Below are 16,806 nucleotides of genomic sequence, written 5' to 3' on the forward strand. Positions count from 1 at the left end.
GATTCACAAGATCAATGAGAGAGAAGCCGCCTTAGAAAGACACGATCAAACCCAGATTGATGTTGTCGTCTTTGGCTGTCGTCGGCTTGTCTTCGCTGTACAGGGCGCCTTCAGCAAACACGGCCAAGTGCTTGTTCAGATCATGACGCACGTTAACTAACCCCAGTACGTCGTTTTCAACGGCTGCGTTGTTCCAATCCGCGTATTGCGCACCTAGGCTGAAAGCGGTTTTTCCATAGGTGTATTTTGCTGACACACCATAGACTTGCCGCTCACCAAACGGCGCGTCATAATCAAACTCCGCCAGTGCGCCAAAATACAGGTCGTTCCACTGATAACTGGTTGCAATCAACGTACGCTGACTATTTTGCTCAGTACCAACCGGTAGCATCACCTTGTCTGTCCACGAATGGTTTACCACCAGGCTGAAATTGTCTTGCTTGTAGAGCGCACGCAGGCCGATGATGTCCGCATCATTGTTGTTGCTGTCATTCGGGCTCACGACCGCGACTTTAAACTGGACACCGCTCATCCACGGTGTCATGTACGCCAACTGGTTCGTGGCATAACGCTTACCGCCAAACAGCATGTTGTCGCTGTGACGTTCCATGTTGTTACTTTCAAAGATATCGACCTTGCTGTACAAGTCCGCCCAGGTTCCCGTGGTGCCCGAACCAATGTACAACCCGCCCCACGGCGGTAATATGGTGATGATGTTGGCTTCACGCACAATCAGATCGTTATCTTTCGCGGCAGAATGCTCAGATTCCGAGTATTCCGCTTCCAGCTGATAACGCACTTTTAGCTGCTTGTAGCCTAGGTTGCCGATGGCGCCGACTGTCGCTTGGTAGATATCGGTGGTGTAATCCTTGTCTTGGTGCCAAGCGGCTTGCGCACGGATATCACCGTAGATCGTCGGCATCGGCGCACTCAGCGACTCTGCCGGTAACGTGGACTCAGCCGATAAGTAAGGTGTAAAAATGGCGGCCGGCAGTAATGCCAGCGCAAAAGGGAGGTGTTTATTTTTATTCATATCTCAGCCACAACTTTAAATAGTTTTTCACGGTGGCGAGTATATGAAGAGCGATGGCAAGGGAGAACCAACCGAACGGCATCGCAGCGATGCAGATAATGCATGCCGGCAGAAAAACGCATCTATACGTTATGAAAACATGTTAAATCAATATATTAACTGGCATTATCTCAGCATCACGGACAATGCACACTCCAGTGCATATACAGTTCAAGCATGAGATTGCAGCAAAGTGCTGGTAACATACCAAAGGTTAATGATAACTGACGCAATCACATGGCCTTTCCTATCGATACACTTCGGATGTTCTGCCTGCTGGCACAGAAATTGAATTTCACTGAAACCGCCAATAGTCTGAATATCAACCAGTCGACACTCAGTCGTAAAATCCACCAGCTTGAACAGACCACCCAGTTGCGCCTGTTTCATCGCGGCGGCAATCAGATCCACCTGACACCACAAGGACGGGTCTTTCTCGCGTCGTGCCAACGTATTTTACAAGACTGGGATAACACCCTTGATAGCCTGCATGACGATCAGGACTACCTCCGTGGCGAGATTAAATTGGGCTTACTGCACCCGATGGCACGCTGGCTAAGCCAAAGCTTTTTGAGTACGTTTTGTGCCAAGCACCCCCACATTCGCCTGCACCTGACCACGCTGCACCCGGCGCATCTGCGTGAAATGGCCGACTGCGACATCATGATCGCCCCCTTTTTGCCGAGTGATCAGTCGTTGGTCGCCAAGCCGTTGGCCAATTATCGTCGTGTATTCTGCGCGTCGCCGCAGTATATTGCCCGGCAGGGTATGCCACGTCATCCGCATGAGTTATCGCAGCATCAGTGCATCACCAATACCAATTGTCCGAATCAAGAGTTGAGCTGGAAGTGGGAAAGTGAGGCGGGATCAGGCGTGGTAGATGTAACGGGGATTGTCTCGACCGACTCGGTCGACATTGCGACCAATTTGGCGTTAGCGGGCATGGGCATTGCGCAGATCCCCTTCGATCAAATTACGCATTATTTGGAAAAAGGCGAGTTGGTGGATGTGTTTAACGGGGCGTACTACCAATGGGGACAGCTCTATGCAGTATACCGCTCTCGCCAGTACACCGCAGAACGCTTTGCGGTCTTCATGGCAGAGCTACGCCAATACATCAGCAGCCATTGCAGCGCACACAATGGGCCTTACCGGATGACGGCGATGTCAGTGCCTGCGCCATCAAATTCCGCCTCCGCCTGGCCCGTGTAAAACAAAAAAAGCCGCCACTTCAACCAGAAGTGGCGGCTTTGTCTTACCCATTTTTAATCATGCATCACATCAGTCATTAACCGATGAACTTACCCATGAAGTTACCGATGTTGCTGAAGCTTGCTGCCGCCATCACGACCACAATCACCGCACCCATTGCTGTCAGGTACACAGGGTGTTGGTAGTCGCCCACGATGTCTTTACGGCGTGTTGCTGCCAGTACGGTACCCAGTACAATCGGCAAGATAATGCTGTTCACCAAGCCCGCTAGCATCAGCAGCAGCAGTGGCATGTTCATGAACACGGTACCCAAGCTGGTCAGTATGATGAAACCGACACACCAGGCTTTTTCGTTACGGGCAACCACTGGGAACAGGGTCTTAATCAGGGAAATCGCCATGTACGAGTTACCCACCACTGAAGTGATCGACGCAACAAACAACACGAGACCGAAGATGAAGTAGCCTACCTCACCCGCACCGTGACGGAACGCGTCAGCCGCAGGGTTCGCGCCGTCCAGCACAGCACCCGTTGCAATCACACCGAACACCGCCAAGAACAGCAGAATACGGATCACCACCGCGATAGAGATACCGGCCCATGCCGCTTTCTTGATGGCACCGACTTGCTCTTCACCCTGTAGGCCAATGTCGACCAAACGCTGTGCGCCGGTGTAGTAACCGCCTACCGCACCACCGACAATGGTCAGGGTTGGCAGTAGCAAGCTACCCATATCCGCTGGCATCACGGCGGCGACCATGGTGTCACCCAACGGGGGTAAGCTGGTCATTGCGACATACGCAATCAATACCACCATGAACAGGCCAAGGTAACGCGCCATCTGATCCATACGCTTTGACGCGTTATGCACCACAAACAGCAAACATCCAATCGCACCGGTAAACAGGGCTCCCCACGTGGTGTCGACACCCGTTAATACATTGATACCCAGCGCAGAGCCGCTGACATTACCGAAGTTAAACGCCACCGCACCCAGTGCCAGTAGCACACCAATAAAGTAGCCCATGCCCGGGGCCATTTTGTTCGCGATGTCTTGAATACGCAGACCCGATACACCCACGATGCGCCACAAGTTCATCACGATACCGAAGGTGATAAACATGGAGGCGAACACAGGGAATGCCATGTCCATCTTGTAGATATTGGTAAAAACAGCCGTTTGCGTCAGAAAGCCCGGACCGACAGAGGTGGTGGCCATCAAGAAGGCGACGCTTAAAATTGCTTTGTTCTGCCAAGAAGCTGGCTGTGATAGATCTGCGCGGGTTGCGCTGCAAGTAGAAGTGCTAACGGTCATGCCAATATCCCAAAAAAATTGTCTCTCTCTTTTATAAAAACAGAAAGACAACTGACCGGGATCAGCTGACCTAGCAGATGGGAGAGCCCAATAACGACAGGTGTCCCGCCGAGAGCAATCGTTTGCTGGGCGCGGATACTAATGATTAACCACAAGTGTGTCAACAAGAAATATTGCCACTCTTGCAAAATTCATTGCCCCCCTCTTTTATCGGGGCAAAACAGGCAATCTCACGCGAGTGCACATGTCTAAACAACCGCATAAACGTGATCGCCTGCATTTCTTGACACCTTCATATTCGCACCCATGCGACATATACCTTTATGGCATTTACAAAGCCAAGGCATACAAACCGCTTTCATATGAAAAATTCACTTACAAAGCATTAGCTTGGCATCAAAGCGAAGTTGAAATACAATAGTGTACAGGCATAATTTTGCGATCAATATCACGGAATATAATGCCGCGTTATTTCCTCTCTGCGATTAAGATGTAAGCCGTGACAGTCAGTTCAAGTATCACACAAGTATATTACGATTTACTCGACCTCGACGACGCCGCACAACAAGCGCGAATACTTGAGCTCGCCCTTTCGCACCCGGCATTGCATCAGCAATTGCTGCCTCTACTTGAAAACAGTACACCCCTCACACAATTACTGGGGTTTCACATTGATCAACTGGTCAAAGATGATATTGATTTCGGTGGCCACAGTATAGGTAAGTACCAACTTACGCATGAACTGGGTCGTGGGGGCATGGGCGTGGTGTATGCAGCACACCGTGCAGATGAGACCTTTGAGCAGCAACTGGCAATCAAATTTATCCAGCCGACGCTAATCCAGATTTTGGGGAAGCGCGCACTGTTTACAGAAGCACAACTCTTAGCGCGCCTGAATCATCCATGTATAGCGAAAGTGTTCGACGGCGGGGAATACCAAGAGTGTGTCTATATCGTGATGGAAAAAGTAGCGGGGAAAACCCTCGATCGCTTTGTGCGCGAACACGCCCCTGACCACCGAAGCAAACTGACGCTGTTTAAACGGATTTGCCACGCCATTGAGCATGCACACCAAAACCACATTCTGCATGCAGACATCAAACCCGAGAATATTTTGGTCGATCGCGATTGTCATCCCAAATTACTGGATTTCAACCTCACGCAGACCTTTCACCGTCAAAACGACATTGATGCGGGTACGCTCGTCGCGTTCAGTGAGCAATACGCCAGCCCTGAACACCAAGCCGGCCGTTTCCTGACTCAACAAAGTGACATTTTCTCGTTAGGGAAAATATTGGCGATGCTGTTCCCACTGGCAACGGGGGATATTCAGGCCGTGATTGACAAAGCCACCGCAGACGAACCACAGGCGCGTTACGCCAGTACCACGGAATTGCGTCAAGACATTAACTCTATTTTGTTGTGCCGGCCTATCTCTCTCAAGCAACACCTTGTGTTGTATTGCACGCAAAAGCTGATCCAACGCCGTCCCTTCCCGAGCGCCATGGTATGCCTGTTGGTGATCAGTGCGATGGTATTTTCCTCTGTGCTGGTCATACAAAACCGTCAATTAGCCGAAGAAAAAATGGTGGCCGAAAACATGATGTTTGAAGTCACCAGCATGATGTTTCATGCCCGTGGTAGTGAGAACGCCTTACTGTCTGTCAGTGCCATGTTGGACCTGTCGCGTCGACGCATTTTATCCAACCCGAATCTGCCCAAGTCGGTGAAGCAACGCCTACTCATGATCATGATGACACCCGCGCCTGACAAGCCCAATCTGACCCCACCCAAACAGGGTGAACTGCAATGCCTCACGCCCACCCGTGGCTACGCCAATCAGGTATAAACAAGCATGAAAAACGCCTTACTTTCCGTTATCGCACTAACTGTGTTCTCACCCGTTGCTCTGGCCAGCGTACCGCAAACCGGTTATTTCATTGATGCGCCCGTCACCGGACTGTATTACGAGACCAGCTCTAACCTGCAAGGCTTCACACAAAAAGGCGCATTTAACTACCATCCTGGGGATGTGGTCAGTTTTTATCTGGGTAAAAACAATAGTGACTACTTACTTACTAAACTGTCCGGACAAACCGTGATCACCCCAACGCTGTCAACCACCATGCCCAGCCGCAGTATCAACATGACGCGTTTATTGCTATCGCTGGACGAAACCCCGGAAGATCAAACAGAAATCGAGTTAATGGGGGAAATGCTGGCCGACCCTGCATTTCAGCGGCAACTGCGCATGCTAGATCTGAACCTGCTCGATAGCTTGAAAGACAAACTGGATGTGGAGTTAGTTTCGGTGGATGAAGCCGTGGCACACCTCAACCAGAGTGAGCAGTTTATTAAACAGCACTTTACCTCTGAGGAGGTGATTTTCTCGCCACTGAACCGCCGTTTGACCAATATTTTGATCAAAAAACGCGATCACGGTGGCCGCTACTGCATTTTAGATCTGCGCTACATTCACCGGCCTCGCCACAACACGCCGATCGGTGAAATGCATTACATGATCACCCCGTCTGACATTGTGCAGTATCCGGGGATCGGGGATCGATTCCATGGCTGCTACCTCGACCCTAACGGTGCATTAACCAAAACCATCAAAGAGCCCATTGGCAACTTTTCCAACATGCAAGGCTTAGTGGGTTGCGATGTTAAGGGCTGTACCCGCAGCGATCTCAATGGCTTCCTCGTGGACAACTATGACGATGAGGGGGATTGGAAGTACCGTACCCTCGCACTCAATTTTGATCCCACGACACAGTTATTCATGGAAAAGGTACAAGGCCTAGGTCCGATGCCGCATATCCGCCATACCAACCAAAGCGAGATGATGTGGTTTACCTTTCCACAGGAAAAAAGACAACAAATTGCCTATGACGGGATTTGGAAAGCCACCACGTTTCAACAAGCAGACATGCTTGATGCGTGTTTGCTGATAGAAAAAGATCTAGTATGGCAAGGCCCATTGGATACCGATAACTGCCCGACAAATCGCCGTCACTATACGACCAACGTGACCGCACAATATGGGGACATGTGGTGGCTGAACACCACCAATCAGAAAGCGAATTTAGGACAAATGAACGTCACAGTTCGCTGGTACCCGCAAGGCCAACCGTCGGCACTCACCACCTGGGAGTATTTACCTGCGGGTCCAAACTGGGATCAAGGCATGTTGTACCGTTATCAGCAAACCCTGACGCGTCACCCCGATGGCACTGAAAACTTACACTCCCACACCATTACCGAATTCACGAAACAAATCTAAATCCGCCGATAGAAACCACACGGACAATATGCAGTATTGCCCGCTAGATCGACGGATTAACAGACATAACGCAGACCACCGCTTCAGGAGCTCGACATGCAAGGATCGTCATCTCAACCACTAACGAAAATCATTCAGCAGTGGCAAACAGGTAATAAGCAAGCAGAAAGCCAGCTGTATCAGTTCGCGTATCTGCAACTACGTAAAATTGCCCAACAAGAGCGTGCACGCAACGCTGAAAAATACGGTGTCGACAATCATGTACTGGCCGACAGCATCAGTAGCACGACAGCACTGATCCACGATGCTTATCTCAAAATGTCAAACAGCGATATGCCTGACATTGCCAACAAGCGTACTTTTTTCATGATGGCAGCCAAGGTCATGCGCCAGATCCTGATCGACAATGCACGCATGTTACAGGCACAAAAACGCCAACAACTGACCCGTATTGCCAGTGAACGTGATGCCAATACACACGATGACCGTTTTGAACAATTAATGATTATGGACAAAGCGTTAGACAGCTTCAGTGTCCGCTACCCACGCCAGTCAGATGCGTTAAAGCTCAAATATTTAATGGGTCTGCAAAATCAGGAAATCAGTGAATTGCTGGAATGCAGCGCAAGTCTGATTGAAAAAGATCTCAAATTCTCACGCAGCTGGCTGCAAACGCGGATGGCCTAATCGGCATGCAAAACACGAATATTAAGCGCCTACTTGGCGTGGTGATCGCAACGGCTTGTGCCGGTCTGTATTGGACCAGCGTATCGTCTACTGCCCATGGCTCAGCAGACAAGCAAACGACCGCTGACACACATCAAGCAACCGATACCCCACTTACCTCACAGGGAGGGGATTTGTCATCCCCTGATGGACAGGCCACGATCTTGGCGCTAACGTCTCGCCCCGACGCATTAGCCGCCAACCGCACGAGTTCATCACCGAGCAGCACAGCAAACGATAAAGCGAAAAAAGCCCCCCCCAAAGCAGCCTCACCAAGTGAACAGCAAGACGTAAGCGACACACAAGGCGTATCAAACGCGTTGCGTGATAACACCGAAATATCACAAGATACAGTGAGTACAACCGCTGATTCTCTGACAGACTCCCATCAAAGTAAGGGGAGCTCCCCTCGATATGGTTACCCACTCGGGAATACCCAGTCGCAAGTATGGGAGGAGTTCGTTGACCACCAAACCGAAGGGATGAACTACCCGCCACAGATCAACCATGCGGTACGGGAACAGCTGCAAAAAATCGTCACCAATTGGGTCTTTACCCAAGACATGCCTGTGCGTTATTCCTTACCGGTCGACAACCTGTTTACCGACCCGGAAGGCGATCCAATTAGTATTCGGGCGTATATCTCCATTCCTGGCGTACAAATTTCGCCCAGCAATACCACCTTACGCGTCCAAGGGATGCCGCAGACATTTGTCAATATCCCCACGTTGGTAATTGAAGCGCAAGATGATCAGCATGCCCACCAGCAGTGGGTCACGGCGCATTTCACCTTACGTCCGATGGTTCCACCTGCAGAACAATCCCCTCACCCGCTGGAAGGTGAGACATTATTTCGTTTAGACACCACCCAATTACTCGGCGGTACCAACTACAACTATGAAGTGGTCTATTGCCAAGCCTGGCGCTTTAAAAATGGGCTGGCCTTTTATGCGGCTTCCGACAATAAAACACATTGTCCGTTAGACAGCCAGTTGCAAGAAATCGGTGAATACAGCATCGATGACAACAACGATCTGATTGTCACCAGCACCCCATCCGCCATGCATGGCAAACAACGCTGGAAGGTGAAATGGATGTACGACTCTTGGTATCGTCAAGGGGTCAAAAACCTATTTACCACGGTCTATACCGATAAACACGTAGAAAGCTATACCCTGCAACGTTCCCGCTCCGCCATGGAAGCCCGCCTGAACGTCGAGACCGGCCGTGTACCTTTCGAGATGGAGATGTTTGACTATTTGGTACCACTTAAAAACGGGCAATTTTTACAAAGCATCGCCGGTAATTACGTCTACCTGTATGGGCCACACGATACGTATCAAGGACTGGACTCTGACTGGAATTTACATTCCCCGTTACGAGACTTAACCTGTGACGAGGTCTTACCGTTCTGGCAAAGCAGTGTACTTGCCGGCGAAGGGGAAACCGGCGACATTATCGCCAATTCAGCTGACCCATGGAGCAGTGCGCCTATCCACTGTGGCGTACACTACCGCGATGATTGGCAACGCCGCTATGTGTACTTCGGGCTGCAATATTACCACTATGATTATTTTGTACCGGGGAATATCTACAGTTTCGTCATCCGACCGAAGCCCGAATATGCCCACATTGTTGAAGCGTTTAAGATCAACCTGCGCTATCACAACCCTGATTACATGAAGCCGTGATCGGAAAAAACAGGGCATCACAAGGATGCCCTGAAAAGGATAGTTAACGTCAAGCGTTAAACCACTTCTAGACAATTGGCCGCACAATTAAGGCAGTTTGCAGCCAAAACACCACAAATTAAAAATTCCACAACGCCTGAATACCGGTATTAAAGGTATAGGTTTTTGCTTCAGGTAACCAAGCCGTACCCTGCTTCCAGTCGCCTTGGCTATCAATAAAGCGGACCGTTTGCGGATCAGATTCGGCACGGAATTCGTACCCCAGCATCACAAACCAGCCCAAGTGCAGCCCTTTCATCACTTCGTAGCTCAGTGTGCCTTCCAGCGATGTACGGAAACCGAAATCATCGAACGACACATTTTCAAACTTGGTATTTTCAGTCACGCTCCAAATGGGCACACCGGCGATCCAACGTCCACTGATCCGCCATTTATCCTGACCTAAGAGAGTCCCGCTGTCGTATGCGACACCCGCATCCATGAAAATATCGGTCGATTTTTCTTCCCAGGTATCCCCTTCTCGGAATACCGGATTTTCATACCCGTTCAAGCCTTTCAACCCGTAACGCTTGTAGGTTTGATACGTCAGTGATGGGCCGAAGACAAAGCGGATATCATCACGCCATTTGTAATGCACCAAAATATTGGTCGAGGTGCGCAAGTACTCGAATTGGTTTTGCTGATAAGCGCGACCTTGGCTGTCTTCCCATTGCTCGGTTGAGCCCATTGGCGTGAACGTCGCTAAAGCATCAATGGAAAAATCGAACTTCTCATTCACGTAGTACAAACCGCCCGTGTTCAACACCGGGCTCGACGTGCTCACATCCGACACTGCACCTCCACTGCCCATAAAGGCTTCTTGGTAGGTGATATTCTCCACACCGACGGTGAGATACGAATACCCATAATCATCGGTATTTTCCTCGGACGCCCATGCTGGCGCCGTCATGGCCACCAGCGAAACAACCGATGCCACACCCACGCGGCCTAATCCACACCACATTTTCATTTTTGTATCCGTTCACCGTCAGTCATAAAGAGGGCGTGGATATTAACCAAGATTTTTAATTTTCCAATATCCCAACATATAAAAAAACAAAAATATTTTTTACGGTTTTTTTTCTCTTTTCCGTACCTTGTTTCCCCCTCTTTCACCCTTTATAAATAGCCACCTTGCCGCGGGTAGGCTTACCCCATGGCAACAAAAATTCTAAATTCCCGCTCGGTTTTTTCTTTAGAAAGGAATGTACGTAATGAAAAAGGTTAGTTTACTTGCCGCATCTGTCGCTTTTGCTCTTGTGGGCTGTGGCGGCGGTTCTGACAACAATACGGATGGCAACACTGGCACCAACCCACCAGCACCGGGCGGTGTCGTGATCACCGGTTTCGATGGTTACTTCAAAAACGCGGCTGTGTTTGTTGACCAGAACGGCAACGGCGTGTGGGACATGGCAAGCGAGCAATTGCTAGGCATGACCAACGAAAAAGGCCAGGTAACACTCACTGAAAAACCTACAGGCATCATTGCGCTACAAACCCTAACTCCAGGCGGCGAAATTCAGAAAAATTTCATCAAAAAATACACAGAGCATGCTGGCACGTACACTGTGGATATGGATCACAGATCACAAGCGATGGCGCATGAAGTGGTATTCCGCGCACCAAACAGCTCTGACGTGATTTCACCGATCACTGACCTTGTTACGCTGGAAATGAAAAACGGTAAGACCGTAGAAGAAGCGGAAGCGGCAGTTAACCTGGCGCTGGGGGGTACAGAAGAAGCACCTATTAACCTTTACAGTGACTTTGTAGCAGGTACAGATGCGAACCCAGAACTGCACAAAACTGCGCAGATCCTAACAGAATCGAAAGCGGCTAACCCAGATAGCTACAACAAGAAGGCGACTGAGATTGCCTCTGTCGCGAACAAAGAAGTTGGCGAAATGACGGATGAAGAAATCAAAGACGTCAACAATAAGCCAGTGATCGAAGTAACGCCTGAAGGTGAACTCACGCCAATCACCAACAGCAAGTTGATCGTTGATGCCAGCATCAAAGAAGCACAAGCAGCAAAGTTGAAACCGCTGAAAGAGAATGAAGATTTCACTGACATCGTGCTATCAACCAAAGGTTTGTTCGTCGATACGGATCAGGATGCTATCGCACTGACAGTAACTGATAACCTAGCAGGTACAAACATCATGGTTAGCTATGATGCTGCGTTGGACACCATCACGCTTGCATCAACAGCGCAAATTACGAAGCCTGGCACTTACAGCATCACCATTTCAGCGAAAGACATTAACTCTGATAACGCTGAAATGGGTGACGTTAAAACGGTATTTACCGTAGAGATTCTTGCTAATAACTTAGTGCCTGTTGTTAACTCAGCGGAAAAAGAAACGCTACAGGCTCAAATCAATGAATGGGACCTACGCGCAGGAGAACCATTCAACCGCTCTATTAACGTGTCTGCACTCTTTGAAGACAAAGATGGCAGCGTAGTGAGCTACTGGGGTACAGCGATCACCGTTCATGGTTTATCTATCCCAGATGTTGATCAACCAGAGCAAACCATTGAAGGCACACCAACCCAAGCATACGTAGCGGGTGAAACCTTCCATATTGTTGTTGCCGATGATCGTGGCGCAGAAGCGTATACGTCATTCACACTGCCTGAAGTAAAAGAAGCGTATGTACCAGAAGATAAACACCCGCTGGAAGGGAAAACTTGGTACTACCTAGAAAATGGTAGTGATGGTGGTGCAAACGACTTACACCACTACGAGCGTGTCTGGTGTGAAACCATCAAGTTTGATAACGGGACGATTTACGGTACTAAACGTACTCTAGTAAACCGCACTGCTTGTACTGAGCCAACGACTGAATGGGGTACTTACGAGGTTGTTGATGGCAAGATTGTGACTGATGAAGCGATGTCTTACGCGCTGGACACACAACTTGATGCAAGCAAGATTGCAACCGGTGCACAATTTGTACAGTTCAGTGAAGAAGGTATGAACTCTCTGTACACTTACTTCAATAACAAAACAGATGCACAAGCACGTATCAATGTTCAGTCTAACGCAGAGTATTTTGACCGTGAGTTCCCGATGTACCTACCTGATAGTGACGAGCAAGTAACGCCTCGCCTAGGGGTTGTGAGTATGGCATTAACAGAAAAGAATCCAAGTGAATTCAATGCTTACATCAACTTTGATTTGGAAGGGCAGAATTTTACCTGTGATACATTGAATAAATACTACCCGTATTTTGCATTCACTGGTGATGATTTAGGAAATGGTCAAAAAGAAATTGGGGGGTTCTGTAATACTCGTACAGAAGATAATATTCAATATGTTAGCGTGCATTTCGATCTAAGCCAGGTACCCAACTTGGAAGTAGGCAATGTGTATAGCATCATTGGTTCAACGATTGGCGAAAAAGGTCAATATGTTGAAAACGTACGTTTCAGTGTTGAATGGAATAGCACTGGCGATAACGAATAATTCGTCAGCCTCTCTGAAAAAGCCCTGCATTGCGGGGCTTTTTTCAACAGCAATATGACATCACGTTACTCACAATAACACCGCTGACCGATTACTCAGCGCTAGTAACACGCTATACAAAGGACTGTTCCACCATGACCTCGCCAGCCCCTTGCGCCCATCGCAACGTCACACGCGTAAAGCGTAACCTCTTCCAGCGCCTCTTTTTCAAAGCGGTTTACCAATGTAAAGACTGCCAACACATCTTGACCCTGTAATAACCGGACACCTGTGATGAGTGACAATAAGCACAAACTACGCCGACGCATTAAACAGCAACATAGCGCCCACCTACAGGCGGTTAAAGCACGCTGGATGAAAAAGCTGTCTCACGACCTTGGGGGACACACGGCAGAGAAAAATACCGCATCGTAAGCAACAAACTCAGACAAAAACGGGCCATTTTTATGGCCCGTTTCTGGTGGTATCCTTTTTACAAACAGCTCGATTCAGCGCTGAGATATCACTTAGCCCGCATTCCATCGCCACTGACGCACGCTGACTATCAGCATGACCGCAAAGAAAGCCGGATCGCTCCATCCAAAACCGGTAAAAATACCCGTGATACCCGCATACAAGGTGATCACCATGCCTAAGGCATTTGTGAACAGCAGCCCTTTGACCAATTGTTTGCCTGCCGTTGCGTCTTGCACGTCACGGAACAAATAGCTGATCATCGCAATGCCGCCCAAGAAAATGCTGTTGTGCTGCGACAAAAAGTACGCGTATTGATCATTCACCTGCACGCCGTACATCGGCCACATCCACGCAGGTAAAACAAAAAGCGCAAACGCAAAGGTGCCATAAATGGCGGTATGTAGGGTAAAAAAGGTCTTATTTTTCATTGTTTCAATTCGTTATTAGCGTAGAGAGGTACTGTACGTCATGGGGTACTTAATGCGGCCGCTTTACAGCGCAAATGTCGCTTGGTTAATGGTTGATAAATCCGCATTCACGTTAAACACGCGCCCACGGATCCCCGTGAAACCCATCTGGGTTAAACGTGCCGTATGCATCGTCAAATACGCTTGCGCCGATGCGGCATCGGCAAACAGGTAAACCCCACCCGCCAACTGTTCCGCTTCATTTTCTGTCCAGATTTTCCAAATGAACCCCGGCTCTTCATTAATAGAAGCGGCCAGTCCCGCTAACTGCGTCGCCATTTCCTCACCAAACGGCCCCTGATGATTAAAATCCACTTGCAGCAATGTCTGTGTCATCGTCCTATCCTCAGTCTTTGTCATGTTTTGGCGCACGGCCATATGGTTTGAGTGATATATTACTTAGATAAATTAGACAAAAAAGTTCATAAAACTGCGCGTTACTGTGGAAAATACTGACAGATGAGATTAAGAACAACGATTGATCAATGGCTTACCTTGCAAGAGATTGACCGCCACGGCAGCATTCAGGCCGCAGCGGCACACTTAAATAAAAGCCATACCACCTTGATTTATGCGGTACGAAAACTGGAAGACCAACTGGGAGTCACACTGCTGACAATCAAAGGCCGCCGTGCCGTGCTCTCTGACGATGGCAAAGCCTTGGTGCGCCGTGCCAGCACTATGTTGGAACAAGCCCGCGATTTGGAGCTGATGAGTCAGCAACTCTCACAAGGGATTGAATCTGAAATCACCATTGCGGTGGATCACCTGTGTGATCGCCAGTGGCTGTATGCGCCATTGGCGGCTTTTCTCGCCGACAACACCACAACCTCGGTACAGATCATGGAAACCTCCCTGTCCAGTACCACCGACGCGGTCGTGTCAGGTAAGGCTGATATCGCTATTATCAACTTGCCGATCACCAACTTCCCAGCAGAAGCCATTGGGGTGGTCAGCTTGATCCCTGTTGTCGCCCAGCACCACCCGTTAGCGCAAAAGCCGGACTTGCAGATCAACGATCTCACGAGCGAAACCCAAATCGTGATCCGCGATCTCGGTGCTGATACCAAGCACGCGACACGCGATGTGGGCTGGCTCAAATCCCAACAACGGATCACGGTCGATAACTTTGACCACGCCTGGCAAGCCGTTAAGGCGGGGTTAGGGTTTTGCCGCTTGCCGCAACATTGGTTAGATGAGAGGTTAGATGCGATGGGGCAAGCGCCTGTTGTACCGCTCGCGGTGGCCGAAGCCCATCGCTATCAGGTGCCCATCCACGTTACATTACCGCTCGGGGTAAAAACCGGTCCGGCGGCCAAACAGCTGTATGCGTTAATTTGCGCGCACGCATCCCGCCCTTGATATGTAAGGGAATTGTATTTTCCCGCCGTGAATTTTGTTTTTACTTTTCGAGCAAGTCGTTATTGAGTAAAGCATTTTTTTGATGGGGGTCATGATTGTGTAAAGCATCGCCGTACCATGACAAGTTGTGATCGTTTATGAAAAAACAATTAAATAATATAGCTATCAGTAATTAACACTCAACTTTGACTGGAGCTTTTTAAGTGGTCACTATTTTTAGCCTTGCTATCATCTTCTCTGTCGGGACGCTGATATACAAAAAGTTTAACCCACAAACCACCTTGTTACTCGGCGGTATCATTATGATGGCTGCCGCTATCATTACCCAGACCGGTACCCCGCTGGCAGAAAGTGCCTCAAGCGGCAATTCATGGCTGGATATCTTCACCTTCATCAAAAATACCACGTCTAAAACCGTCGCCGGTTTGGGTTTGATCATCATGGCCGTTGGCGGTTTCGCCAAGTACATGGATCACATCGGTGCATCGCGCGCGTTGGTAAACATTGCGCTCAAGCCATTGGGGTTCTTTAAATCACCGTATTTGGTAATGGCGCTGGGCTACATCATCGGCCAGCTCCTGAACATTTTCATTCCAAGTGCTTCTGGCCTTGGTCTGCTACTCATGGTAACGCTGTACCCGATTTTGGTGCGTTTAGGCGTCAGCAAAATGTCCGCGGTGGCGGTTATTGCGACCACAGCCTGTTTGGACTTGGGGCCAGCATCTGGCAACGCTAACTTGGCAGCGAAAACCGCTGACCTGTTAGTCACCGAATACTTCTTTGATTACCAGCTACCGGTTGCCGTTGCGACCATGCTGACGATTGCCGTGCTGCACTTCTTTGTTCAACAATGGTTTGATCGCCGTGACACCGACAAAGGACAGGTTGATATTCAGGAAGAAGAAACGACCGTTGCACCACCAAAATTCTATGCCTTGTTACCGATGATCCCACTGGCATTGATCATGGCATTCAGCCCAATGTTGTTCACTGCTGTTAAAATTGACGTGGTAACCGCCATGTTCATTTCGATTGCGGTTGCGATGTTGTGTGAAAGTAAGCGCCACGGCGCACGCAATGTATTCAAAGATATCTTCGTGTACTTCGACAGCATGGGTAAGCAGTTTGCCCGCGTGGTAACCTTGGTGATTGCCGGTCAGGTGTTTGCGCACGGTATGAAAGTGATCGGTCTGCTGGACAGCGTGATTGATCTGGCAATTAACGCCAGCATTTCACCGTCTCTGATGATCATCATGATGGTACTGATCATCACATTGGCAGCAATTTTGATGGGTTCGGGCAACGCACCGTTCTTCTCGTTTGCTGCAATGGTGCCAGATATCGCGAACAAAGTGGGCATTAACGCGGTTGCGATGCTGATGCCTATGCAGTTGGCTTCGGGTATTGCCCGTTCAATGTCACCGATCACCGGTGCGATTGTTGCAGTTGCTGGTGTGGCAGACGTGTCACCGTTTGAGTTGGTAAAACGTACAGCCATTCCAATGATTGGTGCGTTGATTGTATCAACGGCTATGTCTCTGATTATTGGCCTGTAATCATAGGCCTGTAATCATAGGTCTGTAATCACTGCTCTTTATTCACAGGCTTATGGTCATCTGGCATTGATTAAAACATCACGATTGCCAGTGAGGTAAACCGTATAACGCAACATGCCGATAGGGAGACCTATCGGCATGTTTTTTTATCTGCATG

At 49.2% G+C, this 16,806-nt stretch carries 14 protein-coding genes; 9 read left to right on the forward strand and 5 right to left on the reverse strand.

Features of this window, described 5'->3' with window-relative positions:
• Nucleotides 1–31: 31 nt before the first annotated feature.
• Entirely contained in the window at nt 32–1,033 is a 1,002-nt protein-coding gene (locus ACSF8W_RS12895) for a porin (RefSeq protein WP_500847726.1), read from the reverse strand.
• Between the two features lie 276 nt (nt 1,034–1,309).
• On the opposite strand from ACSF8W_RS12895, the gene ACSF8W_RS12900 reads away from it, so the two are divergent.
• A complete protein-coding gene (locus ACSF8W_RS12900) occupies nt 1,310–2,284 on the forward strand; it encodes a LysR family transcriptional regulator (protein WP_500847727.1) in 975 nt (324 codons plus the stop codon).
• 76 nt (nt 2,285–2,360) lie between these two features.
• Here ACSF8W_RS12900 and ACSF8W_RS12905 read toward each other — a convergent pair whose 3' ends face one another.
• Nucleotides 2,361–3,599 carry an NRAMP family divalent metal transporter gene (locus ACSF8W_RS12905; RefSeq protein ID WP_500847728.1) on the reverse strand — a complete coding sequence of 413 codons (1,239 nt, stop codon included), beginning with the start codon at nt 3,597–3,599 and terminating at the stop codon, nt 2,361–2,363.
• A gap of 499 nt (nt 3,600–4,098) precedes the next feature.
• On the opposite strand from ACSF8W_RS12905, the gene ACSF8W_RS12910 reads away from it, so the two are divergent.
• The 4 genes from ACSF8W_RS12910 to ACSF8W_RS12925 all read left to right on the forward strand — a co-directional run bounded on the left by ACSF8W_RS12910 (nt 4,099) and on the right by ACSF8W_RS12925 (nt 9,299).
• Complete coding sequence (locus ACSF8W_RS12910) at nt 4,099–5,448, forward strand: serine/threonine protein kinase (RefSeq protein ID WP_500847729.1); 1,350 nt, start codon at nt 4,099–4,101, stop codon at nt 5,446–5,448.
• Between the two features lie 6 nt (nt 5,449–5,454).
• Nucleotides 5,455–6,882 (forward strand): chromosome partitioning protein ParA, encoded by a 1,428-nt coding sequence (locus tag ACSF8W_RS12915; protein ID WP_500847730.1) that lies wholly within the window; start codon nt 5,455–5,457, stop codon nt 6,880–6,882.
• Nucleotides 6,883–6,978: 96 nt separating this feature from the next.
• A complete protein-coding gene (locus tag ACSF8W_RS12920; protein WP_500847731.1) occupies nt 6,979–7,569 on the forward strand; it encodes a sigma-70 family RNA polymerase sigma factor in 591 nt (196 codons plus the stop codon).
• Nucleotides 7,570–7,574: 5 nt separating this feature from the next.
• Entirely contained in the window at nt 7,575–9,299 is a 1,725-nt protein-coding gene (locus ACSF8W_RS12925) for a hypothetical protein (protein ID WP_500847732.1), read from the forward strand.
• Nucleotides 9,300–9,417: 118 nt separating this feature from the next.
• Here ACSF8W_RS12925 and ACSF8W_RS12930 read toward each other — a convergent pair whose 3' ends face one another.
• Entirely contained in the window at nt 9,418–10,308 is an 891-nt protein-coding gene (locus ACSF8W_RS12930; protein ID WP_500847733.1) for a hypothetical protein, read from the reverse strand.
• Between the two features lie 244 nt (nt 10,309–10,552).
• On the opposite strand from ACSF8W_RS12930, the gene ACSF8W_RS12935 reads away from it, so the two are divergent.
• Together ACSF8W_RS12935 and ACSF8W_RS12940 are read left to right on the forward strand one after the other, a co-directional pair.
• Complete coding sequence (locus ACSF8W_RS12935) at nt 10,553–12,808, forward strand: hypothetical protein (RefSeq protein WP_500847734.1); 2,256 nt, start codon at nt 10,553–10,555, stop codon at nt 12,806–12,808.
• A gap of 273 nt (nt 12,809–13,081) precedes the next feature.
• Nucleotides 13,082–13,222, forward strand: a complete 141-nt coding sequence (locus tag ACSF8W_RS12940) for a hypothetical protein (protein ID WP_500847735.1) — start codon at nt 13,082–13,084, stop codon at nt 13,220–13,222.
• A 92-nt stretch (nt 13,223–13,314) separates the two neighbouring features.
• On the opposite strand, the gene ACSF8W_RS12945 is transcribed toward ACSF8W_RS12940, so the two are convergent.
• Entirely contained in the window at nt 13,315–13,692 is a 378-nt protein-coding gene (locus ACSF8W_RS12945) for a hypothetical protein (RefSeq protein ID WP_500847736.1), read from the reverse strand.
• A 63-nt stretch (nt 13,693–13,755) separates the two neighbouring features.
• On the reverse strand, nt 13,756–14,067 hold the full coding sequence (locus ACSF8W_RS12950; protein WP_428479391.1) for a monooxygenase: 312 nt from the start codon (nt 14,065–14,067) through the stop codon (nt 13,756–13,758).
• A gap of 123 nt (nt 14,068–14,190) precedes the next feature.
• On the opposite strand from ACSF8W_RS12950, the gene ACSF8W_RS12955 reads away from it, so the two are divergent.
• A complete protein-coding gene (locus tag ACSF8W_RS12955; protein WP_500847737.1) occupies nt 14,191–15,093 on the forward strand; it encodes a LysR family transcriptional regulator in 903 nt (300 codons plus the stop codon).
• Nucleotides 15,094–15,296: 203 nt separating this feature from the next.
• Complete coding sequence (gene dcuC, locus ACSF8W_RS12960) at nt 15,297–16,649, forward strand: C4-dicarboxylate transporter DcuC (protein WP_500847738.1); 1,353 nt, start codon at nt 15,297–15,299, stop codon at nt 16,647–16,649.
• The last annotated feature ends 157 nt before the right edge of the window (nt 16,650–16,806 follow it).

This window comes from Photobacterium sp. 270122K (genome assembly GCF_059941365.1).

Excerpts from the sequence above, each read along its gene's own strand:
- ACSF8W_RS12950 (WP_428479391.1), bottom strand. The coding sequence starts at position 14,067 with ATGACACAGACATTGCTGCAAGTGGATTTTAATCATCAGGGGCCGTTT.
- ACSF8W_RS12940 (WP_500847735.1), top strand. The coding sequence starts at position 13,082 with ATGAGTGACAATAAGCACAAACTACGCCGACGCATTAAACAGCAACAT.
- ACSF8W_RS12895 (WP_500847726.1), bottom strand. The coding sequence starts at position 1,033 with ATGAATAAAAATAAACACCTCCCTTTTGCGCTGGCATTACTGCCGGCC.
- ACSF8W_RS12915 (WP_500847730.1), top strand. The coding sequence starts at position 5,455 with ATGAAAAACGCCTTACTTTCCGTTATCGCACTAACTGTGTTCTCACCC.
- ACSF8W_RS12925 (WP_500847732.1), top strand. The coding sequence starts at position 7,575 with ATGCAAAACACGAATATTAAGCGCCTACTTGGCGTGGTGATCGCAACG.
- ACSF8W_RS12945 (WP_500847736.1), bottom strand. The coding sequence starts at position 13,692 with ATGAAAAATAAGACCTTTTTTACCCTACATACCGCCATTTATGGCACC.
- ACSF8W_RS12930 (WP_500847733.1), bottom strand. The coding sequence starts at position 10,308 with ATGAAAATGTGGTGTGGATTAGGCCGCGTGGGTGTGGCATCGGTTGTT.
- ACSF8W_RS12935 (WP_500847734.1), top strand. The coding sequence starts at position 10,553 with ATGAAAAAGGTTAGTTTACTTGCCGCATCTGTCGCTTTTGCTCTTGTG.
- ACSF8W_RS12905 (WP_500847728.1), bottom strand. The coding sequence starts at position 3,599 with ATGACCGTTAGCACTTCTACTTGCAGCGCAACCCGCGCAGATCTATCA.
- ACSF8W_RS12920 (WP_500847731.1), top strand. The coding sequence starts at position 6,979 with ATGCAAGGATCGTCATCTCAACCACTAACGAAAATCATTCAGCAGTGG.
- ACSF8W_RS12900 (WP_500847727.1), top strand. The coding sequence starts at position 1,310 with ATGGCCTTTCCTATCGATACACTTCGGATGTTCTGCCTGCTGGCACAG.
- ACSF8W_RS12955 (WP_500847737.1), top strand. The coding sequence starts at position 14,191 with ATGAGATTAAGAACAACGATTGATCAATGGCTTACCTTGCAAGAGATT.